Below are 21,247 nucleotides of genomic sequence, written 5' to 3' on the forward strand. Positions count from 1 at the left end.
TGCGGCGTCGGTAGCCAAGTAGTACAAACATCAGCCCCACCCAATCGCAGGTGGGAATGGAGAAAAAATGAACCAAGATCAAGGCCAAGGCCTGGTTGGTCGCAAGGTTGGCATGATGCGCATCTTCACGGATGACGGGGATACCATTCCCGTTACCGTGCTGGACGTGTCCAACAACCGCGTGACTCAAATCAAAACGCCTGAAACAGACGGCTACACCGCTGTTCAGGTCGCATTCGGTCAGCGTCGCGCTTCGCGTGTGAACAAGGCAGCCGCCGGTCACTACGCAAAAGCAGGCGTCGAAGCTGGCACCGTCCTGAAGGAATTCCGCGTCAGCGCAGAACGCATCGCCGAACTGAAGGTTGGCGACGTCGTTCCTGTCAGCCTGTTCGAAGTGGGTCAGAAAGTGGACGTGCAGGGCACCTCCATCGGTAAGGGCTACGCCGGTACCATCAAGCGCTACAACTTCTCGTCGGGCCGTGCAACCCACGGTAACTCCCGTTCGCACAACGTGCCGGGTTCGATCGGTATGGCGCAGGATCCGGGTCGTGTTTTCCCAGGTAAGCGCATGACCGGTCACATGGGTGACGTCACCGTGACGACCCAGAACCTCGAAATCGCACGTATCGACGCCGAGCGCCAGCTGCTGCTGGTCAAGGGTGCCGTTCCTGGCGCCAAGAACGGCCAGGTCGTGGTTTTCCCGGCTGTCAAAGTCAAAGCTAAGAAGGGAGCATAAACGATGGAACTCAAGCTCCTGAACGACCAGGGCCAGGCTGCATCGAACGTTGCTGCGCCGGACACCATTTTCGGTCGCGACTACAACGAAGCGCTGATTCATCAGATCGTGGTGGCTTATCAAGCCAACGCCCGTAGCGGCAACCGCAAGCAGAAGGACCGCGAAGAGGTCAAGCACACTACCAAGAAGCCGTGGCGTCAAAAGGGTACGGGCCGCGCTCGTGCCGGTATGTCGTCCTCGCCGCTGTGGCGTGGAGGCGGCCGGATTTTCCCGAATTCGCCGGAAGAAAACTTCACCCACAAGGTCAACAAGAAGATGTATCGCGCAGGTATCTGCTCGATCCTGTCTCAGCTGGCCCGTGAAGACCGTTTGTCCATTATTGAAGACCTGTCGGTCGATGCGCCCAAGACCAAACTGCTGGCGCAGAAGCTGAAGGGCATGGGGCTGGACTCCGTGCTGGTGATCACTGACAACCTTGATGAAAACCTGCTGCTGGCATCGCGTAACCTGCCGCATGTGCTGGTTTGCGAGCCGCGCCACGCCGATCCGGTGTCGCTGGTTCATTACAAGAAGATCCTGATCACCAAGGCCGCACTGGCCAAGATTGAGGAGATGCTGGCATGAACAACGTTAAACACAGCGAAGAGCGCCTGCTGAAGGTACTGCTGGCCCCGGTCATTTCCGAGAAGGCCACCTTCGTCGCCGAGAAAAACGAGCAAGTCGTTTTCCTGGTCACGCCTGACGCCAACAAGCTCGAGATCAAAGCCGCCGTCGAGATGCTGTTCAAGGTCGAAGTGGAATCGGTTCAGGTTGCAAACCGCGCTGGCAAGCAAAAGCGCGCAGGCCGTTTCATGGGCCGTCGCAACCACACCCGCCGCGCCTTCGTCAGCCTGAAGCCCGGTCAGGAAATCAATTTCACCGAGGAGGCTAAATAATGGCTCTCGTTAAAATGAAACCAACCTCGCCGGCACGGCGCGGTATGGTCAAGGTGGTAACGCCCGACCTGTACAAGGGTCGTCCGTTTGCTGCCCTGGTCGAAAAGAAGTCCAAGACCGCTGGTCGTAACAACAACGGTCACATCACCACCCGTCATATCGGTGGTGGTCACAAGCAGCACTATCGCGTGGTTGATTTCCGTCGCAACAAGGACGGCATCCCGGCGAAGGTCGAGCGTATTGAATACGATCCGAACCGCAGCGCGCATATTGCACTGCTGTGCTACGCCGACGGCGAGCGCAAGTACATCATTGCTACCAAGGGTATGTCCGTTGGTGACACCGTGATGAACGGTTCCGAGGCGCCAATCAAGTCGGGTAACTGCCTGCCGCTGCGCAACATCCCGGTCGGCACCACGATGCATTGCGTCGAAATGTTGCCAGGCAAGGGTGCCCAGATGGCGCGTACCGCTGGCGCTGGCGTCGTGCTGATGGCACGCGAAGGCACCTACGCTCAGGTTCGCCTGCGTTCCGGTGAAGTGCGCCGCGTGCACATCGAGTGCCGCGCGACGGTTGGCGAAGTCGGCAACGGCGAGCACAACCTGCGCAAGATCGGTAAGGCCGGTGCAATGCGCTGGCGCGGTGTCCGTCCGACGGTTCGTGGTGTGGTCATGAACCCGATCGATCACCCGCACGGTGGTGGTGAAGGCCGTACCGCAGCTGGTCGTCATCCGGTATCGCCATGGGGTCAACAGACCAAGGGCAAGAAGACGCGTCGCAACAAGCGCACGACTTCGATGATCGTCTCTCGCCGCGGCAAGAAATAAGGATAAACCATGACACGTTCATTGAAAAAAGGGCCGTTTTGCGACGCCCACCTGGTGAAAAAAGTCGAGGCTGCCCAGGCGACCAAGGACAAGAAGCCCATCAAGACCTGGTCCCGTCGTTCGACCATCATGCCGGACTTCATCGGTCTGACCATCGCGGTTCACAACGGCAAGCAGCACGTGCCTGTGTATGTTTCCGAGAACATGGTCGGTCACAAGCTCGGCGAATTCGCACTGACCCGTACGTTCAAGGGCCATGCGGCTGACAAGAAGGCTAAGAAATAGGTCCGATATGGAAACTAAAGCTATCCTCCGTGGCGTGCGCCTGTCGGCCCAAAAAGGCCGCCTTGTCGCCGATCTGATCCGCGGCAAAAAAGTTGATCAGGCTCTCAATATCCTGCAGTTCAGCCCGAAGAAGGGCGCTGTGATCATCAAGAAGGTTCTGGAGTCCGCTATTGCGAACGCCGAGCACAATGATGGCGCGGATATCGACGAGCTGAAAGTTACGACCATCTACGTCGAGAAGGCTTCCGTATTGAAGCGCTTCACCGCACGTGCTAAGGGCCGTGGCGATCGTATCTCTAAACAATCCTGTCACATTTTCGTGACTGTCGGTAACTAAGGAGTCGCGATGGGACAGAAGATACATCCAACCGGTTTCCGTCTTGCAGTGAGCCGCAACTGGGGCTCGCGCTGGTACGCCGGCAACAGCAACTTCGCCAGCATGCTGGGCGAAGACCTGAAAGTGCGCGCTTACCTGAAGAAGAAGCTGAAGAACGCATCCGTCGGCCGCATCGTCATCGAGCGTCCTGCCAAGAACGCCCGCATCACGATTTACAGCTCGCGTCCTGGCGTTGTCATCGGCAAGAAGGGTGAAGACATCGAAGTGCTGAAGTCGGCGCTGACCAAGATGATGGGCGTGCCCGTGCACGTCAACATCGAGGAAATCCGCAAGCCGGAAACCGATGCACAGCTGATCGCCGATTCGATTGCTCAGCAACTCGAGAAGCGCATCATGTTCCGCCGCGCCATGAAGCGTGCGATGCAGAACGCAATGCGTCTGGGCGCCCAGGGCATCAAGATCATGTCGTCCGGTCGTCTGAACGGCATCGAGATTGCCCGTACCGAATGGTATCGCGAAGGCCGTGTGCCCCTGCACACCCTGCGCGCTGACATCGACTACGGCTTCGGCGAAGCGGAAACCACCTACGGCATCATCGGTATCAAGGTATGGGTCTACAAGGGTGATCGTCTCGCAAGCGGCGAAGCTCCGACCATCGAGACGCCGGCTGATGACGACAAGAAGCGCCGCGGTCCGCGTCGCGATGATGGCAAGCCAGGCTCCGGACGTCCTCCGGCACGCGGCCGCCGTCCTGAAGGTCAGGCAGCAGCGCCTGCTGCTCCTGGCGCTCCGGGCGCAGCCAAGCGTGTACGCGCTACCAAGGCAGGAGAATAAACATGCTGCAACCAGCACGCAGAAAATATCGTAAAGAGCAGAAAGGCCGCAACAAGGGCATTTCTCACGAGCGCGGCACTGCCGTGTCGTTCGGTGAATTCGGCCTGAAGGCCGTCGGCCGCGGCCGCATCACCGCACGTCAGATCGAAGCAGCGCGTCGTGCCATGACCCGTCACATCAAGCGTGGCGGCCGGATCTGGATCCGTGTTTTCCCAGACAAGCCGATTTCCAACAAGCCGGCTGAAGTTCGTATGGGTAACGGTAAAGGTAACCCGGAATACTACGTCGCCGAAATCCAGCCGGGCAAAGTCCTGTATGAGATGGACGGTGTGGATGAATCCCTGGCGCGCGAGGCATTCCGCCTGGCCGCAGCCAAACTGCCGCTGATGACGACTTTCGTTGTCCGCCAGGTTGGCCAATAATCGGAGTGACATATGAAAGCATCTGAACTCCTCGGAAAAGACACGGCAGCCCTGAACAAGGAACTGACCGACCTGCTGAAGGCACAGTTCAGCCTGCGCATGCAGATCGCAACGCAGCAGCTGAGCAACACTTCGCAGCTGAAGAAAGTGCGTCGCGACATTGCACGTGTCAAGACTGTACTGAACCAGCAGAAAGGCGCCACGAAATGAACGACCAAGTTAAACAAACTCCCAAGCGGACGCTGATCGGCGAAGTCGTCTCTGACAAGATGGACAAGAGCGTCACTGTGCTGATCAAGCGCCAGATGAAGCACCCGCTGTACGGCAAGATCATCGAGCGCTCGAAGAAATATCATGCGCACGACGAATCGAACCAGGTCAAGGCAGGTGATGTCGTTGAAATCCAGGAAGGTCGTCCGATTTCCAAGACCAAGTCCTGGACTGTCACCCGCGTGGTACAAGCAGCACAAATCGTGTAATTGGGTATTGCAGATTCAGCGACGAGCTGACATAATGCTTGGCTTCCCCGGGTAATGATTTTCTGCCCGGGGAAATCGCTTTTCTGCAGTAGCATTGAACAGCAAGTAGTTTTGGAAATCGTCCACCTAATCGGCGCCCTTTTGCTTAAAGAGTGCTGACGGGACCAAGACTGACCGTGAAGTCCGCATTGTGCGGATGAGCGGGTAAAGTTGGGAAAGAAAATATCATGATTCAAACTGAAAGCCGGCTCGAAGTAGCCGACAATACCGGCGCGCGCGAAGTTTTGTGCATCAAGGTCCTGGGTGGTTCCAAGCGCCGCTATGCAAGCATCGGCGACATCATCAAGGTCACCGTCAAGGAAGCCACGCCCCGTGGTCGCGTCAAAAAGGGTGAGATCTACAACGCAGTCGTCGTTCGTACCGCCAAAGGCGTGCGTCGTCAGGACGGCTCGTTGGTGAAGTTCGATGGCAACGCCGCGGTGTTGCTGAATGCAAAGCTGGAGCCGATTGGTACGCGTATTTTTGGACCGGTTACACGTGAGCTGCGCACTGAGCGCTTCATGAAAATCGTCTCCCTCGCACCAGAAGTTCTGTAAGGAGTCGACATGAGCAACATTCGAAAAGGCGACGAAGTCATCGTCCTGACCGGTAAAGACAAAGGCAAGCGCGGCACCGTCGCGCAGCGCGTCAGCGCAGATTACGTTGTTGTGGAAGGCGTAAACGTTGCCAAGAAGGCGACCAAGCCGAACCCGATGGCGGGTACCACTGGCGGCATCGTCGACAAGTTGATGCCAATTCACGTGTCCAACGTCGCGTTGTTCAACGCAACGTCGGGCAAGGCAGATCGCGCGGGCTCCAAGGTTGTGGATGGCAAGAAAGTCCGCACCTTCAAGTCCAATGGCGAAGTCGTTAAGGCATAAAGATCATGGCACGTTTCCAGCAGCAATATAAAGAAAGAGTCGTTGGCGAGCTGACCGAGAAGTTCGGTTACAAGTCGCCGATGGAAGTGCCGCGTTTGCTGAAGATCACCCTGAACATGGGTCTGTCCGAAGCCGTGGCTGACAAGAAGATCATCGAGCACGCCGTCGGCGACCTGACCAAGATCGCTGGTCAGAAGCCAGTGGTAACCAAGGCTCGCAAGGCAATCGCAGGTTTCAAGATCCGCGAAGGCTATCCGATCGGTTGCATGGTGACCCTGCGCGGCGCCCGCATGTACGAATTCCTGGATCGCTTCATCACCGTCGCGCTGCCGCGCGTCCGTGACTTCCGTGGCGTGTCCGGTCGTGCATTCGACGGTCGTGGCAACTACAACATCGGTGTGAAAGAGCAGATCATCTTCCCCGAGATCGAGTACGACAAGATTGACGCACTGCGTGGCATGAACATCAGCATCACCACGACTGCGAAGACCGACGACGAAGCAAAAGCGCTTCTCGCCGCATTTAAATTCCCGTTCAGAAACTGAGGTTGCCATGGCAAAACTCTCACTGATTAACCGTGAAAAGAAGCGTGCCGACCTGGTGGCGAAATATGCCGGCAAGCGCGCTGAACTGAAGGCAATCATTGACGACCAATCGAAGTCGGAAGAAGAGCGCTACGAAGCGCGCCTGAAATTGCAGGCGCTGCCACGTAACTCGGCTCCGACCCGCCAACGTAATCGTTGCGCACTCACCGGTCGTCCACGTGGCACCTTCCGTAAGTTCGGGCTTGCCCGCACGAAGCTCCGTGAAATCGCCATGCGTGGCGAAATCCCGGGCATGACCAAAGCCAGCTGGTAATAGGAGAACAAGCAATGAGTATGAGCGATCCTATCGCCGATATGCTGACCCGTATTCGCAATGCGCAAGGCGTGAAGAAGACCACGGTCGTAATGCCGTCGTCCAAAGTCAAGGTTGCTATTGCCAACGTCCTGAAGGACGAGGGTTACATTGAGGATTTTGCTGTCGCAGAAGCAGACGGCAAAGCAGAACTGAAAATCGGTTTGAAATATTACGCCGGCGCCCCGGTTATCGAGCGCCTGCAGCGGGTGTCCCGCCCTGGCCTGCGTATCTACAAGGGCAAGGACGACATCCCCAGCGTGATGAACGGCCTCGGTGTGGCCATCGTGTCGACCCCGAAGGGCGTCATGACTGACCGCAAAGCGCGCGCAACCGGTGTCGGTGGCGAAATCATTTGCTACGTGGCCTAAGGAGAAGAAACATGTCTCGTGTAGGTAAAATGCCGATAGCACTGCCGCAGGGCGCGGAAGCGACCATCGCCGCAGATCAGATCACCGTCAAGGGCCCGCTGGGCACGCTGACCCAGGAGCTCAAGGGCAACCTGGTTCGCATCACCAACGACAATGGCACGCTGAATTTCGAAGCCGCCAACGAAAGCCGCGAAGCCAACGCGATGTCCGGCACGCTGCGCGCGCTGGTCAACAACATGGTTGTTGGCGTCACCAAAGGCTTCGAGCGCAAGCTGAACCTGGTGGGCGTGGGCTACCGTGCTCAAGTTCAGGGCAACAGCCTGAACCTGTCGCTGGGTTTCTCGCATCCGGTCGTGCACCAGATGCCGGAAGGCGTGACTGCAACCGCTGCGACACCGACCGAAATCGTGATCAAGGGCGCTGACAAGCAGCGCGTTGGTCAGGTCGCTGCCGAAGTGCGCGCATACCGTCCTCCCGAGCCGTACAAAGGCAAGGGCGTTCGCTACGCAGATGAGCGCGTAGTGATTAAAGAAACCAAGAAGAAGTAACAGGGGCTGACGATGGACAAGAAACAATCACGTCTGCGTCGCGGACGTCAGACTCGCGCGAAAATCGCCGAGCTGAAAGTAAATCGCCTGGCAGTGCACCGTACCAACTCGCATATCTATGCGCAAGTCATTGGTCCGGACGCCAAGATCCTGGCATCGGCTTCCACGCTGGAAGCCGAAGTGCGGCAGCAGCTGGCTGGCGAGTCGGGCAAGGGCGGCAACACCGCTGCTGCGGCTCTGGTAGGCAAGCGCGTGGCCGAGAAGGCCCTGCAAGCCGGTATCGCCGAAGTTGCATTCGACCGCTCCGGTTTCCGTTATCACGGCCGTGTCAAGGCAGTGGCAGAAGCCGCTCGCGAAGCCGGTCTGAAGTTCTAAGGAAGAATCGATATGGCAAAGATGCAATCGAAAATGCAAAGCGACAAGCCGGACGACGGCATGCGCGAGAAAATGATCGCGGTCAACCGTGTGACCAAAGTGGTCAAGGGCGGCCGTATCATGGGCTTCGCAGCGCTGGCAGTGGTAGGCGACGGCGATGGCCGTATCGGCATGGGCAAGGGCAAGTCGAAGGAAGTGCCAGTAGCCGTGCAGAAGGCAATGGAAGAAGCCCGTCGCAAGATGATCAAGGTCACCTTGAAGAACGGCACGCTGCAGCACACCGTGACCGGCAAGCATGGCGCTTCCTCGGTTCTGATGTCCCCGGCGAAAGACGGTACCGGCGTCATCGCCGGCGGCCCGATGCGCGCAATCTTTGAAGTGATGGGCGTGACGAACGTGGTGGCCAAGTCCAACGGTTCGACCAACCCCTACAACATGGTTCGCGCCACGCTGAACGGTCTGTCGAAAATGAATACCCCGTCGGAGATCGCTGCCAAGCGCGGCAAGTCCGTCGAAGAAATCCTGGGCTAAGGTGAACGACATGGCAAACACTATCAAAGTGCAACTGGTCAAAGGCCTGATCGGCACGCGTGAGTCGCATCGCGCCACCGTTCGCGGCCTGGGCCTGCGCGGTATTAATTCCGTTCGTGAACTTGAAGATACGCCGGCAGTGCGCGGCATGATCAACAAGGTTTCGTATCTCGTGAAAGTGGTGTCGTAAGCCCTCGGGCTTGCGCACGGAGCAAAGCATGGAACTGAACAACATTCAACCGGCAGATGGCGCCAAGCACGCAAAGCGTCGTGTCGGCCGCGGCATCGGCTCGGGTCTGGGCAAGACCGCAGGTCGCGGTCACAAGGGTCAGAAGTCCCGTTCGGGCGGCTTCCACAAGGTCGGCTTCGAAGGCGGTCAGATGCCTCTGCAGCGTCGCCTGCCGAAGCGTGGCTTCAAGTCGCTGGCAACCCCGTACAAAGCCGAAGTGCGCCTTTCCGATCTGGAAAAGCTGCCGGTCGGCGACGTTGACCTGCTGGCACTGAAGCAAGCTGGTGTGGTTTCCGAAATGGCTCGCGTCGTTCGCGTGATCGCTTCCGGTGAACTGACCAAGAAAGTCAGCCTGAAGGGTCTGATTGCAACCAAGGGCGCCAAAGCCGCAATCGAAGCCGCTGGCGGCTCCGTTGCTTAAATCGGCATCCTGATCGGAGTACCAATTGGCGACAACTCCTCAACTGGCCAAGGGTGCGGCAAGCGGGTTTCCGTGGAATCGTTTGTGGTTCCTGCTTGCGGCCCTGGTGGTATACCGCATTGGCGCGCACATTCCGGTGCCGGGCATTGACCCGACCCAGTTGGCGCAGCTGTTCAAGCAGAATCAGGGCGGTATTCTGGGGATGTTCAACATGTTCTCGGGCGGAGCGCTGTCGCGCTTCACGATTTTTGCGCTCGGGATCATGCCGTACATCTCGGCGTCCATCATCATGCAGTTGCTCACCGTGGTGTCTCCGCAGCTGGAAGCCATCAAGAAGGAAGGCGAGTCCGGACGGCGCAAGATCACGCAGTACACCCGTTACGGCACCCTGGTGCTGGGCACCTTTCAGGCGCTGGGCATTGCGGTTGCGTTGGAAGGGCAGGCGGGTCTGGTCATCGATCCCGGCTATGCATTCCGCTTCACGACGGTTGTCACGCTGATCACCGGCACCATGTTCCTGATGTGGCTCGGCGAGCAGATCACGGAGCGCGGCCTGGGTAACGGTATTTCGATCATCATCTTCGCGGGCATCGCAGCAGGTCTGCCGAGCGCGCTGGGTGGTTTGTTTGAACTGGTTCGCACCGGTTCGATGAGTGCGATCTCTGCAATCCTGATCTGCATCATCGTCGCCGCAGTGACCTTCCTGGTGGTGTTCATTGAACGCGGTCAGCGCAAGATCCTGGTGAACTATGCCAAGCGCCAGGTTGGCAACAAGATTTACGGCGGCCAGAGCAGCCATCTGCCGCTGAAACTGAATATGGCTGGCGTGATTCCGCCGATCTTTGCATCGTCGATCATCCTGTTTCCGGCAACGTTGACCAGCTGGTTCACCACAGGCGAGACCACGAATCCGTTCGTGCGCTTCCTGAAGGACCTGTCTGCCTCGCTGGCGCCGGGCGAGCCGATTCATGCGCTGCTGTATGCAGCTGCGATCGTGTTCTTCTGCTTCTTCTATACCGCTCTGGTATTCAACAGCAAGGAGACCGCGGACAACCTGAAGAAAAGCGGCGCCTTCGTGCCAGGTATTCGTCCAGGTGAGCAGACTGCGCGTTACATCGATCGCATCCTGATGCGTTTGACCCTGGCTGGCGCCGTGTACATCACCCTGGTGTGCCTGTTGCCTGAATTCCTGGTGGCGCGCTGGAAGGTGCCGTTCTACTTCGGTGGAACGTCGCTGCTGATTATCGTGGTGGTGACGATGGACTTCATGGCGCAGGTACAGAACTACGTCATGTCGCAGCAGTATGATTCGTTGCTTCGCAAGGCTAATTTCAAGGGCGGCATCCCGACGCGCTGAAGCGCCCAGGGCTGACAACAGATCGCATGGCAAAAGACGACGTTATTCAGATGCAGGGCGAGATTCTGGAGAATCTGCCGAATGCCACGTTTAGAGTGAAGTTGGAAAACGGGCATGTGGTGTTGGGACATATTTCCGGAAAGATGCGGATGAACTATATCCGCATCCTCCCGGGTGACAAGGTGACAGTGGAATTGACGCCTTATGATTTGAGTCGTGCACGTATCGTGTTCCGTACCAAGTAATTCAAACGAACCAAGAAACTGGAAGAGAGAGGGCAAAAATGAAAGTGCTCGCATCAGTCAAGCGGATCTGCCGCAACTGTAAGATCATCAAGCGCAAAGGCGTTGTTCGTGTTATCTGCATCGAACCGCGTCACAAGCAGCGCCAAGGTTAATTAACGTTATTGATCGAGGAATAACGAATGGCACGTATTGCAGGGGTTAATATCCCCAACCATCAGCACACCGTGATCGGCTTGACTGCGATTTATGGCATCGGCCGTCCCCGTGCAGAAGAAATCTGCGAAAAAACCGGCGTGGCGACCAACAAGAAGGTCAAAGACCTGGACGACAACGAGCTGGAAAAGCTGCGTGACGAAATCGGCAAGTTTGTTGTCGAAGGCGATCTGCGCCGTGAAGTCTCGATGAGCATCAAGCGTCTGATGGACCTGGGCTGCTATCGCGGTCTGCGTCATCGCAAGGGCTTGCCGGTTCGTGGTCAGCGTACCCGTACCAATGCACGTACCCGCAAAGGTCCGCGCAAGGCAGCACAATCGCTGAAGAAATAATCCACAGCAGCATCGGGATTCAAGGAAATCATTATGGCAAAAGCACCAAACAACGCCGCCGCTTCACGCGTGCGCAAGAAAGTCAAAAAGAACGTTGCCGAAGGCATTGCGCACATCCACGCATCCTTCAACAACACCATCATCACGATCACTGATCGTCAGGGCAATGCATTGTCGTGGGCAACCTCGGGCGGCGCAGGCTTCAAGGGTTCGCGTAAGTCGACCCCGTTCGCAGCGCAGGTCGCAGCGGAAGCAGCCGGCAAGGTGGCAGTGGAGTTTGGTGTGAAGAACCTGGAAGTCCGCATCAAGGGCCCAGGTCCTGGCCGCGAATCCGCCGTGCGCGCTCTGAACAACCTGGGTATCAAGATCACCCAGATCCAGGACGTGACCCCGGTTCCGCACAACGGCTGCCGTCCGCCGAAGCGTCGTCGTATCTAAGTCGCTTCTCGCAGCAGCAGGCAATTCGTAGTACTATGTTTGCCCGCCAGAAATTCGAGGCGGGCTTTCTTCTTAAGACCACCGTTCGGTTGCGGCATGACCGGACTAGCGCCTGGCACATGGACTGAACCATGAGCCCGGGGCGTCAAACCTAAGGAAATTCTCGTGGCACGTTATATCGGACCAAAAGTAAAGCTGTCCCGCCGTGAAGGCACCGACCTGTTCCTGAAGAGCGCACGCCGCTCGGCAGACTCCAAAGGCAAGATGGATTCCAAGCCTGGCCAGCATGGCCGGACTTCCGGTGTCCGCACCTCCGACTACGGCAACCAGCTGCGTGAAAAGCAGAAGGTCAAGCGCATGTACGGCATCCTCGAGCGTCAGTTCCGCCGCTACTTCGCAGAAGCCGACCGTCGCAAGGGCAACACCGGCGAGACCCTGCTGAAGCTGCTGGAAGCACGCCTGGACAACGTCGTCTACCGCATGGGCTTCGGCTCGACCCGCGCAGAAGCGCGTCAGCTGGTGTCGCACAAGGCGTTCACCGTGAACGGTATCGTGGTCAACATCGCTTCCTACCAGGTCAAGCCGGGCGACGTCGTCGCTGTCCGTGAGAAGGCCAAGAAGCAGACCCGTATCGTCGAAGCCCTGTCGCTGGCCGAACAGATCGGCATGCCGTCGTGGGTTGCGGTCGACAGCAAGAAGATGGAAGGTACGTTCAAGTCGCTGCCGGAGCGTAGCGACATCGCTGGCGACGTCAACGAATCGCTGATCGTCGAACTGTACAGCCGTTAATCCGCGCAGTATCGCAGTCATTGTAGTAGCCTCCCGCCCGCCACACTCGTGGCGGGCTTTCTCGTAATGCCATCAGCCTTATCGGTGTAATGAGCCGAGGGTATTGAAAAGGACATTCCATGCAAAACAGCCTGTTGAAACCCCGTATCATCGAAGTAGAAGCACTTGGCGCCGGCCATGCGAAAGTCGTCATGGAACCGTTCGAGCGCGGCTACGGCCACACGCTCGGCAATGCGCTGCGCCGCGTGCTGCTGTCTTCGATGGTCGGCTATGCGCCGACCGAAGTCACCATCGCCGGTGTCGTGCACGAGTATTCGTCGCTGGACGGCGTGCAGGAAGACGTGGTCGACATGCTGCTGAACCTGAAGGGCGTGGTCTTCAAGCTGCATAACCGCGATGACGTGACCCTGACCCTGAAAAAGGATGGCGAAGGCGCCGTGCTGGCTTCCGACATCGACCTGCCGCATGACGTCGAGCTGGTCAATCCGGATCATGTGATCGCTCACCTGACCGCTGGCGGCAAGCTGGACATGCAGATCAAGGTCGAGAAGGGCCGCGGCTATGTGCCGGGCAATGTGCGCCGTCTGGCGGAAGACACCAACAAGACCATCGGCCGCATCATTCTGGATGCATCGTTCTCGCCGGTGCGCCGCGTGTCGTATGCCGTCGAGTCCGCTCGCGTGGAGCAGCGTACCGACCTGGACAAGCTGGTGATCAACATCGAAACCAACGGCGTGATCTCGCCGGAAGAAGCGATCCGTCAGTCGGCTCGCGTTCTGGTTGATCAGCTCAATGTGTTCGCCGCACTGGAAGGCACCGAAGCCGCCGCCGAAGCGCCTTCCCGCGCACCGTCGGTCGATCCTATCCTGCTGCGTCCGGTCGACGACCTGGAACTGACGGTCCGTTCCGCCAACTGCCTGAAAGCCGAAAACATTTACTACATCGGCGATCTGATCCAGCGCAGCGAGAACGAACTGCTGAAAACGCCTAACCTGGGCCGCAAGTCGCTCAACGAAATCAAGGAAGTTCTTGCTTCGCGCGGCCTGACCCTGGGCATGAAACTGGAAAACTGGCCGCCCGCTGGCCTGGAGAAGTAATTCGTAGCGTGAAATAGCTGGAGGCACCGCGTGCCTTCGGCTATCATGCTGCACTCTTTAATTTTTAAACCCTGCTTACCGGTCCGCGACGCCTGATGGCGCCGATAGAAGAACTGGAATCAAACTCAAAACCGAAAGGAATCACCATGCGTCATCGTCACGGCCTTCGCAAGCTGAACCGTACCTCTTCCCACCGTCTGGCCATGCTGCGCAACATGACTGTTTCGCTGCTGCGCCACGAAGCCATCAAGACCACCCTGCCGAAAGCCAAGGAACTGCGCCGCGTCGTCGAGCCCATCCTGACCCTGGGCAAGACCGACTCGCTGGCCAACAAGCGCTTGGCATTCTCCCGCCTGCGCGACCGCGAGATGGTCGTCAAGCTGTTCGCTGAACTGGGCCCGCGCTATGCAAACCGCAACGGCGGCTACCTGCGCATCCTGAAGATGGGCTTCCGCGTTGGCGACAATGCACCGATGGCCTTCATCGAACTGGTCGACCGTCCGGAAACCACCGAAGCAGTGGAAGACACCAGCGCCGAGTAAGAACAGCGCCGCAAGGCGTTTCTCGTAGCCGTTGTACAATCGAAAGCCAGGCACTTGCCTGGCTTTTGTCGTTACTGAACTGGCAGAACGTTCAGGGTAACGACATCATCAGCGGCATTCCTGCCGCATCAAGGAAATCTGATCTGCATGCGCGCATCCGCCATTCTTTCCGTTGAAGATCTTCACAAGTCCTATGGCAGTGGAGCATCCCGCCATACCATCATCGATGGCCTTTCCTTCTCGCTGCGGCGAGGCGAATGCTATGGCCTGCTCGGTCCGAACGGCGCCGGCAAGACCACGACCCTACGCCTGTGCCTGGGCCTGACCGAGCCCGACAGCGGTTATGTGACCCTGGTAGGCCGGCCGGTGCCCGACGATGCCCGTGCGGCGCGACTGCGTGTCGGCGTGGTGCCACAGGGAGACAACCTCGATCCCGATTTCACCGTTGCGGAAAACCTGCTGGTGTTCGGCCGCTATTTCGGCATTGCCGATGCGGTGATCCTGGAGCGCATCCCGCGCCTGCTGGAGTTTTCCAACCTCACGGCGAAGAAGGATGCCCGCATCAGCGAGCTGTCGGGCGGCATGCGGCGCCGGCTCACGCTGGCCCGCGCGCTGGTGAACGATCCTGACCTGATCTTCATGGACGAGCCCACTACCGGCCTCGATCCGCAGGCCCGGCACATGATCTGGGAGCGGCTGAAGGCGCTGCTCGCCGACGGCAAGACCATCCTGCTGACCACCCACTTCATGGATGAAGCCGAACGCCTGTGCGACCGCCTGGCCGTAATTGACCACGGCAGGATGATCGCCGAAGGCGGGCCGCGCGAGCTGATTGCCGCGCACATCGAGGCCCAGGTAATCGAAGCGTACGGCGAGAATGCGCTTGCCTGGGGCGAGGCGCATGGCCGCAGGCTGTCGGAGCGCTTCGAGATCAGCGGGGAAACCGTTTTCTGCTACACCAACAATGCGCAGCCGCTGCTCGACAGCCTGGCCACCGTCAGCGGCGTGCGCTACATTCATCGTCCGGCCAATCTGGAAGACCTGTTCCTGAAGCTGACTGGCCGCGAAATGAGGGACTGAGATGAGCACTACTGCACTCTATGCGCTGCCGGCATTCTCGCTGCGCTTCCTGCCGATCTGGCGCCGCAACTTTCTGGTCTGGAAAAAGCTGGCAGTGGCCAGCGTGCTGGGCAATATCGCCGACCCGCTGATTACGCTGATCGCCTTCGGTTACGGGCTGGGCAGCCTGCTGCAAACCATCAACGGCATTCCCTATATCCACTTCCTGGCGTCGGGCTCGATCTGCATGTCGGTGATGATGGCTTCCTCTTTCGAGTCGCTCTATTCGGCTTTCTCGCGCATGCATGTGCAGAAGACCTGGGAGGCGCTGCTCAATGCGCCGCTGGCGCTGGACGACGTGGTGCTGGCCGAGATGCTGTGGGCAGCCACCAAGTCGCTGTTCTCCGGCATTGCCATCCTGTGCGTGATGTTCCTGCTCGGCATAGGCCTGCATCCGCATACGCTGCTCACCTTGCCGCTGCTGTTCCTGATCGGCATGACCTTCGCCTCGCTGGGCCTGGTATTCAATGCCATTGCACAGGGCTATGATTTCTTCACCTACTATTTCACGCTGGTGCTGACACCGATGATCTTTCTGTCGGGCGTCTACTATCCGGTGGCGCAGCTGCCGGGCTGGCTGCAACTGGTGTCGCAATTCCTGCCGCTGGGCGCGGCGGTGAACCTGGTACGGCCGCTGATTCTGGGCACATGGCCGGCAACGCCGCTGGCGGACCTGGCCATCCTGCTGGTTTATTGCATCGGCGGGTTCTATCTGGCGACCATGCTGACCCGCAAGCGCCTGCTGAAATAGGCAAGGGCTGAGTAAGGAGTAGAAACATGGAACAGGCAATGCTCGTTCTGACCAATATGGCCGACGCCACGAGCGCGCGCGGTCTCGCCAGGGCGCTGGTGGAGCGCCGGCTTGCGGCCTGTGTCAATCTGTTGCCGGGCGTGCAGTCGGTGTACCGCTGGCAAGGCGCCGTCGAGGAAGCCGAGGAAGTGACCTTGCTGATCAAGACCAGCGTCGACCGTTACGATGAGCTGGAACAGGCAATCAGGCAACTGCATCCCTATGCGCTGCCGGAAGTGATTGCCGTGCCGGTGCAGGCCGGCTTGCAGCCCTATCTGGATTGGATCACGCAGGAAACCAGGAAAGACATCAATGCTTGACAAGGTACTACGCCATCGCGTGCCAGTATGGTTCGCGCTGCTTGCCCTGGTGCTGGGCCTGTTTGCGCCCGCTGCACGGGCTGCTGAAGATTACCTGGAACCGGAAGCGGCATTCCGCTTCGCCAGCCGGATGCTCGATCCCGGGACGATCGAAGTCACTTACCGGATCGCCGACGGTTATTACATGTATCGCGAGCGCTTCGCGTTCCGTGCCGAAGGCGCGACACTGGGCGAACCAGTGATCCCGCCGGGCAAGGTCAAGTTCGACGAGACGTTCCAGAAGGATGTCGAGACCTACAGGAAGACGGTGGTCATCACGATCCCGGTACAGGCGACCGGCCCATTCCTGCTGGTTGCCAGCAGCCAGGGCTGTGCCGACAAGGGCCTGTGCTATACGCCGATGGACTCCCAGGCCCGGCTGTCGCCTACCGGAGGCGGCGGCCTCCTGGCCGCGGCGCGCGGGCCGGATGCACAGGGTGCGCAGGGTAGCAGCTCCTCCGCTGCCGCAGTATTGCCGGACGCAGACTCCGAGATGGGGCGCATCGAATCCTCGCTGCGCAGCGGCCGCCTGCTGGCGATCATGCCGCTGTTCCTGCTGCTGGGGCTTGGGCTGTCGTTCACGCCCTGCGTGCTGCCCATGGTGCCCATTCTGTCTTTCATCATTGTCGGCGAGGGCGCAAAGGCGACCCGCCTGCGCGGCTTCCTGCTATCGGCCACCTACAGCCTGGGCATGGCGATCGTCTATACCCTGCTGGGCGTATCGGCCGGCCTGCTGGGCGAGGGACTGTCGGCGGCGCTGCAAAACCCCTGGATACTGTCCGCCTTCGCGCTGCTGATGGCCATGCTGTCGCTGTCCATGTTCGGTGTCTATCAGCTGCAGATGCCGGCCATGGTGCAGACGCGGCTGACCCAGCTTTCCGAAAAGCAGACCGCTGGCAAGCTGGCAGGCGTGTTCGTGATGGGCGCGCTGTCGGCGCTGATCGTCGGGCCCTGCGTGGCAGCGCCGCTGGCCGGCGCCTTGCTCTACATCAGCCAGACGCGCGACGTCGTGGTTGGCGGCAGCGCCCTGTTCGCAATGGCGGTCGGCATGAGCATTCCGCTGCTCGCCATTGGCCTGTCGGCAGGTACCTTGCTGCCGCGTGCTGGCGCCTGGATGGAGGCGGTGAAACGCTTCTTCGGCGTGCTGATGCTGGCAGTGGCGCTGTGGATGGTGGCGCCGGTGCTGCCGGGCTGGCTGCAGATGGCAGGCTGGGCCGCGCTCGGCATCGGCTATGGCGCATGGCTGATCATCCCGCGCGGCGCCGGCTGGCGCGGCAAGCTCGCGGGCTTGCTGTTCATGCTGCTGGGCGCGGTGGAACTGGCCGGGCTGGCAAGCGGCGGACGCGATCCGCTGGCGCCATTGGCGCACCTGGGCAGCGACCATCATGTCACCCGCTTCGAGCGCGTCCGCTCCATTGCCGAGCTCGACGCCGCACTGGCGCAGGCAAAAGCGCAGGGCAAGCCGGCGATGCTGGACTTCTATGCGGACTGGTGCGTCTCGTGCAAGGAAATGGAAAAGCTGACCTTTACCGATAACCGGGTGCGGCAACAGTTCGAAGGCATGGTGCTGCTGCAGGCCGACGTCACCGCCAACAATGCCGACGACCGGGCGCTGCTGAAGCGCTATCGCCTGTTCGGCCCGCCAGGCATCATCCTCTTCGGCAAGGATGGCGTGGAAGCCGCCCAGGGCCGCGTGATCGGGTATCAGGATGCCGATCGCTTCCTGCGCTCGCTGGCCCTGGTCAGCCGCTGACCTGCGGACAGGTAATTTGCATAATCGGTAAAAATCGTTGGAGCCGCGCCGGCACAGGCGCTATAGTTTTCATTTCTATAACAAGGCAAGGAGAGCAAGATGAGCTTACGTTTAGGCGATACCGCACCAGACTTCGAGCAGGATTCCTCGATCGGCCGCATCCGCTTCCACGAGTGGGCTGGCGACTCATGGGTAGTGCTGTTCTCCCACCCGGCCGACTTCACGCCGGTCTGCACCACCGAACTGGGCCTGACCGCCAAGCTGAAGTCGGAATTCGACAAGCGCAATGTCAAGGCGATTGCGCTGTCGGTCGACCCGGCCGAGAAGCATGTGGACTGGATCAAGGACATCGAGGAAACCCAGAAAACCGTGGTGGGCTTTCCCATCCTCGCCGACGCCGACAAGACCGTGGCGACGCTGTACGACATGATCCACCCGGAGCAGTCCGAAACCATGACGGTGCGCTCGCTGTTCGTGATCGACCCGAAGAAGAAAGTGCGCCTGATCATCACCTACCCGATGAGCACCGGCCGCAATTTCGATGAGGTGCTGCGCGTCATCGATGCGCTGCAGCTGACGGACAAGTACACGGTGGCCACGCCAGGCAACTGGCGCGATGGCGACGACGTCATCATTCCGCTCAGCATCCAGGATGAAGCGGTCATCAAGCAGAAATATCCGAAGGGCTATACCGCGCCCAAGCCCTATCTGCGCCTGACGCCGCAGCCCGACAAGTAATGAGCAGCAAGTAAAAGGTAAGAAGCACCAATAAAAAGCGCCTCCAGTCGGAGGCGCTTTTTATTTCGGGCGGACGTCCGTCTTGACGAAGTCGCGCACCCGTTCCTCGATATAGCGCTTGCGGCGGAAGAAGAACAACAGCACTGCCACCATCACCACCATGGCGCCCATGGTGATCCAGAAACCTTCCCGGTTCTTCAGCAGCGGCATGACTTCGAAATTCATGCCGAAGATGCCGGTGATCAGCGTCAGCGGCATGAATAAAGCGGTGATCACGGTGAGCGTGCGCATGATCTCGCTGGTGCGGTGGGCCATGGCCGCGAAGTGGATCTGCACCGCAGACTCGATCGACGATTCAAGCCGGCGGGCATGGTTGAGCACGCGGGTGATGTGCTCCATCACATCGTTGATGCGCACCAGCAGCAGGTCGTTGGCGCGGCTGTCATCCTGGCTATGGAAGGTGTCGACGAAATGGTCGCGCAGTTCCTGCAGCGCGTCGTGCTGCTCCTCGCAGAGATGATCGAGCTTCCTGAGTTCGATGCGCGCATCGAGCAGCGCCATCCAGTCATTGAACGGGCGCTGGGTGTTGAGCAGCGCCCGCTGCCAGCGATCGATTTGCTGTGACAGCGGCGCGCGCAGGTCCAGATACTGATCCACCATCGCATTGAGCAGGCGCAGCATCAGTTCGCGCGGCGAGGAAGGCGGGCGGCCGCTGTGGCTGCTGCCATTGGCCTTGGGCCGGTACTCCAGCATCCGGGTCCGGGCAGCTTCGATGGTGCGGCTATGTGCCGCCCGCACCGTCACCAGCGCATTGTCCATCACCAGGAAGGTGACTGGACGGGTGAGTATCCTGGTGTTGCCGCCCGGCGTTCTGGCGACCTCGGTGCCGCCAGCCTCGCCATTGAGCGCTAGCTTGCGGAACACCACCATTTCGTAATCCTGGGTGGCGTCGAAATAGGAAGGATGCCGCAGGTTGACGGCATCGGTCAGATGCGGGTCGTAGACGGAGACGCCGGTTGCCCGCTCCACCGCCGCCCGCCATTCCTCGGGCGCCGCCGCCACTTCCTCATGGCTGGCATCGAGCCAGAGAAAGCCCTGCGGCGGAAGGATGGATGGCAATGCGTCCAGGCGGCTTACCTGCGCGTGGGTAACCAGAAAGAGATCCATGCAGGCAGACTGCTCCGGGCGTGATCAGGGGTTGTGCTTCAAGCGGCGCGCGACATCCAGCGCGAAGTAGGTGAGGACGCCATCCGCGCCGGCGCGCTTGAATGCCATGATGGATTCCATCATGGTCTTGTCGTGGTCCAGCCAGCCGTTCTGCGCGGCCGCCTTGATCATCGCGTATTCGCCGCTGACCTGGTAGGCAAAGGTCGGCACCCGGAACTCGTCCTTCACCCGGCGCACGATATCCAGGTAGGGCATGCCGGGCTTAACCATCACCATGTCGGCGCCTTCGGCCAGGTCCAGCGCCACCTCGCGCAGCGCTTCGTTGCTGTTGGCCGGATCCATCTGGTAGGTCGACTTGTTGGCCTTGCCCAGCGTGGCCGAAGAACCCACCGCGTCCCGGAACGGGCCATAGAAGGCCGACGCATACTTGGCCGAGTAGGCCATGATGCGGGTATGGATGTAGTGATGCGATTCGAGCGCACTGCGGATGGCGCCGATGCGGCCGTCCATCATGTCGGACGGCGCCACGATATCGACGCCGGCCTCGGCCTGGGTGAGCGCCTGGCGCACCAGGATGGCGGTGGTTTCATCGTTCTGCACATAGCCGTCGGCATTAAGCACGCCATCCTGGCCATGGCTGGTGTAGGGGTCGAGCGCGACATCGGTCAACAGGCCCAGTTCGGGGAAGCGTTGCTTCAGCTCACGCACCGCGCGCGGCACCAGGCCCTTCGGGTTGGTTGCCTCGATGCCGTCCGGCGTCTTCAATGAAGGGTTAATGACGGGGAACAGCGCCATCACCGGGATGCCCAGCGCCACGCATTCTTCCGCCACGCCCAACAGATGATCGATGGACATGCGCTCCACGCCGGGCATCGATGCAATCTTCTCGCATTGGTTCTTGCCGTCCAGCAGGAAAACGGGGTAGATCAGGTCGGCGGCGGTGATGACGTTCTCACGCATCATCGCGCGCGAGAAGGCATCCTTGCGCATGCGGCGCATGCGAATGGCAGGGAACTGGGGCGGGGCAGGGAATTGGGCCATGGCTGTTCTCTCAGGAAAGGAAATCAGGGGCGGAAAAAAATTTGAAACTTTTCAGGAATATGCATCTCATACCGACAGGTGCGTCAAGTACCTCCCGCTTCTCCTCCCTGAGCGGGGCCT

At 59.6% G+C, this 21,247-nt stretch carries 35 protein-coding genes; 33 read left to right on the plus strand and 2 right to left on the minus strand.

The genetic code is table 11. The features are described 5' to 3' along the window. The first annotated feature begins 67 nt into the window (after positions 1 to 67). From rplC to ABC383_RS16175, 33 genes are all read left to right on the plus strand, one after another. Positions 68 to 736, plus strand: a complete 669-nt coding sequence (rplC, locus tag ABC383_RS16015) for a 50S ribosomal protein L3 (RefSeq protein ID WP_413015064.1) — start codon at positions 68 to 70, stop codon at positions 734 to 736. Between the two features lie 3 nt (positions 737 to 739). Continuing rightward, positions 740 to 1,360 (plus strand): 50S ribosomal protein L4, encoded by a 621-nt coding sequence (gene rplD / locus ABC383_RS16020; protein ID WP_194713608.1) that lies wholly within the window; start codon positions 740 to 742, stop codon positions 1,358 to 1,360. After that, a complete protein-coding gene (rplW, locus tag ABC383_RS16025; protein ID WP_194713609.1) occupies positions 1,357 to 1,671 on the plus strand; it encodes a 50S ribosomal protein L23 in 315 nt (104 codons plus the stop codon). The genes rplD and rplW overlap by 4 nt, the downstream gene beginning before the upstream one ends. After that, positions 1,671 to 2,498 (plus strand): 50S ribosomal protein L2, encoded by an 828-nt coding sequence (rplB, locus tag ABC383_RS16030; protein WP_194713610.1) that lies wholly within the window; start codon positions 1,671 to 1,673, stop codon positions 2,496 to 2,498. The genes rplW and rplB overlap by 1 nt, the downstream gene beginning before the upstream one ends. A 9-nt stretch (positions 2,499 to 2,507) precedes the next feature. Beyond that, complete coding sequence (rpsS, locus tag ABC383_RS16035) at positions 2,508 to 2,783, plus strand: 30S ribosomal protein S19 (RefSeq protein WP_007875308.1); 276 nt, start codon at positions 2,508 to 2,510, stop codon at positions 2,781 to 2,783. A 7-nt stretch (positions 2,784 to 2,790) separates the two neighbouring features. Then, entirely contained in the window at positions 2,791 to 3,120 is a 330-nt protein-coding gene (gene rplV / locus ABC383_RS16040; RefSeq protein WP_194713611.1) for a 50S ribosomal protein L22, read from the plus strand. Between the two features lie 9 nt (positions 3,121 to 3,129). Then, positions 3,130 to 3,954, plus strand: a complete 825-nt coding sequence (gene rpsC / locus ABC383_RS16045) for a 30S ribosomal protein S3 (protein ID WP_413015065.1) — start codon at positions 3,130 to 3,132, stop codon at positions 3,952 to 3,954. 2 nt (positions 3,955 to 3,956) lie between these two features. Continuing rightward, the gene (gene rplP / locus ABC383_RS16050) at positions 3,957 to 4,376 is read left to right on the plus strand and encodes a 50S ribosomal protein L16 (RefSeq protein ID WP_194713613.1); all 420 of its coding nucleotides are present in this window, start codon (positions 3,957 to 3,959) and stop codon (positions 4,374 to 4,376) included. 12 nt (positions 4,377 to 4,388) lie between these two features. Continuing rightward, entirely contained in the window at positions 4,389 to 4,586 is a 198-nt protein-coding gene (gene rpmC / locus ABC383_RS16055) for a 50S ribosomal protein L29 (protein WP_217346527.1), read from the plus strand. Then, entirely contained in the window at positions 4,583 to 4,855 is a 273-nt protein-coding gene (rpsQ, locus tag ABC383_RS16060) for a 30S ribosomal protein S17 (protein WP_194713615.1), read from the plus strand. The genes rpmC and rpsQ overlap by 4 nt, the downstream gene beginning before the upstream one ends. A gap of 227 nt (positions 4,856 to 5,082) precedes the next feature. Then, a complete protein-coding gene (gene rplN, locus ABC383_RS16065; RefSeq protein WP_194713616.1) occupies positions 5,083 to 5,451 on the plus strand; it encodes a 50S ribosomal protein L14 in 369 nt (122 codons plus the stop codon). 9 nt (positions 5,452 to 5,460) lie between these two features. After that, on the plus strand, positions 5,461 to 5,775 hold the full coding sequence (gene rplX, locus ABC383_RS16070; protein WP_413015066.1) for a 50S ribosomal protein L24: 315 nt from the start codon (positions 5,461 to 5,463) through the stop codon (positions 5,773 to 5,775). A 5-nt stretch (positions 5,776 to 5,780) separates the two neighbouring features. Next, positions 5,781 to 6,320: a 50S ribosomal protein L5 gene (gene rplE, locus ABC383_RS16075; RefSeq protein ID WP_194713618.1), complete on the plus strand. Its 540-nt coding sequence runs from the start codon at positions 5,781 to 5,783 to the stop codon at positions 6,318 to 6,320. 7 nt (positions 6,321 to 6,327) lie between these two features. Continuing rightward, positions 6,328 to 6,633, plus strand: a complete 306-nt coding sequence (gene rpsN / locus ABC383_RS16080; RefSeq protein WP_194713619.1) for a 30S ribosomal protein S14 — start codon at positions 6,328 to 6,330, stop codon at positions 6,631 to 6,633. 14 nt (positions 6,634 to 6,647) lie between these two features. Beyond that, positions 6,648 to 7,043, plus strand: a complete 396-nt coding sequence (gene rpsH / locus ABC383_RS16085) for a 30S ribosomal protein S8 (RefSeq protein WP_194713620.1) — start codon at positions 6,648 to 6,650, stop codon at positions 7,041 to 7,043. A gap of 11 nt (positions 7,044 to 7,054) precedes the next feature. Further along, the gene (gene rplF, locus ABC383_RS16090) at positions 7,055 to 7,591 is read left to right on the plus strand and encodes a 50S ribosomal protein L6 (RefSeq protein WP_194713621.1); all 537 of its coding nucleotides are present in this window, start codon (positions 7,055 to 7,057) and stop codon (positions 7,589 to 7,591) included. Between the two features lie 12 nt (positions 7,592 to 7,603). After that, complete coding sequence (rplR, locus tag ABC383_RS16095; protein WP_194713622.1) at positions 7,604 to 7,966, plus strand: 50S ribosomal protein L18; 363 nt, start codon at positions 7,604 to 7,606, stop codon at positions 7,964 to 7,966. A 12-nt stretch (positions 7,967 to 7,978) separates the two neighbouring features. Next, a complete protein-coding gene (gene rpsE / locus ABC383_RS16100; protein WP_194713623.1) occupies positions 7,979 to 8,497 on the plus strand; it encodes a 30S ribosomal protein S5 in 519 nt (172 codons plus the stop codon). Positions 8,498 to 8,507: 10 nt separating this feature from the next. Continuing rightward, positions 8,508 to 8,687: a 50S ribosomal protein L30 gene (gene rpmD / locus ABC383_RS16105; protein ID WP_217346529.1), complete on the plus strand. Its 180-nt coding sequence runs from the start codon at positions 8,508 to 8,510 to the stop codon at positions 8,685 to 8,687. Between the two features lie 28 nt (positions 8,688 to 8,715). Further along, a complete protein-coding gene (gene rplO, locus ABC383_RS16110; RefSeq protein WP_413015067.1) occupies positions 8,716 to 9,147 on the plus strand; it encodes a 50S ribosomal protein L15 in 432 nt (143 codons plus the stop codon). A 25-nt stretch (positions 9,148 to 9,172) separates the two neighbouring features. Beyond that, the gene (secY, locus tag ABC383_RS16115) at positions 9,173 to 10,504 is read left to right on the plus strand and encodes a preprotein translocase subunit SecY (protein WP_217346530.1); all 1,332 of its coding nucleotides are present in this window, start codon (positions 9,173 to 9,175) and stop codon (positions 10,502 to 10,504) included. Between the two features lie 26 nt (positions 10,505 to 10,530). Then, the gene (infA, locus tag ABC383_RS16120; RefSeq protein WP_005663428.1) at positions 10,531 to 10,749 is read left to right on the plus strand and encodes a translation initiation factor IF-1; all 219 of its coding nucleotides are present in this window, start codon (positions 10,531 to 10,533) and stop codon (positions 10,747 to 10,749) included. 38 nt (positions 10,750 to 10,787) lie between these two features. Next, positions 10,788 to 10,901 (plus strand): 50S ribosomal protein L36, encoded by a 114-nt coding sequence (gene rpmJ / locus ABC383_RS16125; protein ID WP_012081231.1) that lies wholly within the window; start codon positions 10,788 to 10,790, stop codon positions 10,899 to 10,901. 27 nt (positions 10,902 to 10,928) lie between these two features. Then, a complete protein-coding gene (gene rpsM, locus ABC383_RS16130) occupies positions 10,929 to 11,294 on the plus strand; it encodes a 30S ribosomal protein S13 (protein ID WP_194713627.1) in 366 nt (121 codons plus the stop codon). A 33-nt stretch (positions 11,295 to 11,327) separates the two neighbouring features. Beyond that, positions 11,328 to 11,732 (plus strand): 30S ribosomal protein S11, encoded by a 405-nt coding sequence (gene rpsK, locus ABC383_RS16135; protein WP_194713628.1) that lies wholly within the window; start codon positions 11,328 to 11,330, stop codon positions 11,730 to 11,732. A 165-nt stretch (positions 11,733 to 11,897) separates the two neighbouring features. Further along, the gene (gene rpsD / locus ABC383_RS16140) at positions 11,898 to 12,521 is read left to right on the plus strand and encodes a 30S ribosomal protein S4 (protein ID WP_194713629.1); all 624 of its coding nucleotides are present in this window, start codon (positions 11,898 to 11,900) and stop codon (positions 12,519 to 12,521) included. Positions 12,522 to 12,640: 119 nt separating this feature from the next. Further along, the gene (locus ABC383_RS16145) at positions 12,641 to 13,618 is read left to right on the plus strand and encodes a DNA-directed RNA polymerase subunit alpha (protein WP_413015068.1); all 978 of its coding nucleotides are present in this window, start codon (positions 12,641 to 12,643) and stop codon (positions 13,616 to 13,618) included. A 146-nt stretch (positions 13,619 to 13,764) separates the two neighbouring features. After that, positions 13,765 to 14,160, plus strand: coding sequence for a 50S ribosomal protein L17 (gene rplQ / locus ABC383_RS16150; RefSeq protein ID WP_194713631.1), 396 nt, complete (start codon positions 13,765 to 13,767; stop codon positions 14,158 to 14,160). Positions 14,161 to 14,307: 147 nt separating this feature from the next. After that, complete coding sequence (locus tag ABC383_RS16155; protein WP_413015069.1) at positions 14,308 to 15,240, plus strand: ATP-binding cassette domain-containing protein; 933 nt, start codon at positions 14,308 to 14,310, stop codon at positions 15,238 to 15,240. Between the two features lies 1 nt (position 15,241). Next, on the plus strand, positions 15,242 to 16,030 hold the full coding sequence (locus ABC383_RS16160; protein WP_413015070.1) for an ABC transporter permease: 789 nt from the start codon (positions 15,242 to 15,244) through the stop codon (positions 16,028 to 16,030). 26 nt (positions 16,031 to 16,056) lie between these two features. Beyond that, entirely contained in the window at positions 16,057 to 16,389 is a 333-nt protein-coding gene (cutA, locus tag ABC383_RS16165) for a divalent-cation tolerance protein CutA (RefSeq protein WP_413015071.1), read from the plus strand. Then, positions 16,382 to 18,181 (plus strand): protein-disulfide reductase DsbD, encoded by a 1,800-nt coding sequence (gene dsbD / locus ABC383_RS16170; RefSeq protein WP_413015072.1) that lies wholly within the window; start codon positions 16,382 to 16,384, stop codon positions 18,179 to 18,181. Before cutA ends, dsbD begins: the two co-directional genes overlap by 8 nt. A gap of 99 nt (positions 18,182 to 18,280) precedes the next feature. After that, positions 18,281 to 18,919 carry a peroxiredoxin gene (locus ABC383_RS16175; RefSeq protein WP_413015073.1) on the plus strand — a complete coding sequence of 213 codons (639 nt, stop codon included), beginning with the start codon at positions 18,281 to 18,283 and terminating at the stop codon, positions 18,917 to 18,919. A gap of 60 nt (positions 18,920 to 18,979) precedes the next feature. Here the strand turns inward: ABC383_RS16175 and ABC383_RS16180 are convergent, their stop codons facing one another. Both ABC383_RS16180 and hemB read right to left on the minus strand, forming a co-directional pair. Then, positions 18,980 to 20,086 carry a magnesium transporter CorA family protein gene (locus ABC383_RS16180; protein ID WP_413015074.1) on the minus strand — a complete coding sequence of 369 codons (1,107 nt, stop codon included), beginning with the start codon at positions 20,084 to 20,086 and terminating at the stop codon, positions 18,980 to 18,982. 24 nt (positions 20,087 to 20,110) lie between these two features. Continuing rightward, a complete protein-coding gene (gene hemB / locus ABC383_RS16185; protein ID WP_413015075.1) occupies positions 20,111 to 21,127 on the minus strand; it encodes a porphobilinogen synthase in 1,017 nt (338 codons plus the stop codon). Between the last annotated feature and the right edge of the window lie 120 nt (positions 21,128 to 21,247).

Origin of the sequence: Noviherbaspirillum phoenicis, assembly GCF_047237965.1 — a bacterium.
Taxonomy (GTDB): Bacteria; Pseudomonadota; Gammaproteobacteria; order Burkholderiales; family Burkholderiaceae_D; genus Noviherbaspirillum_A.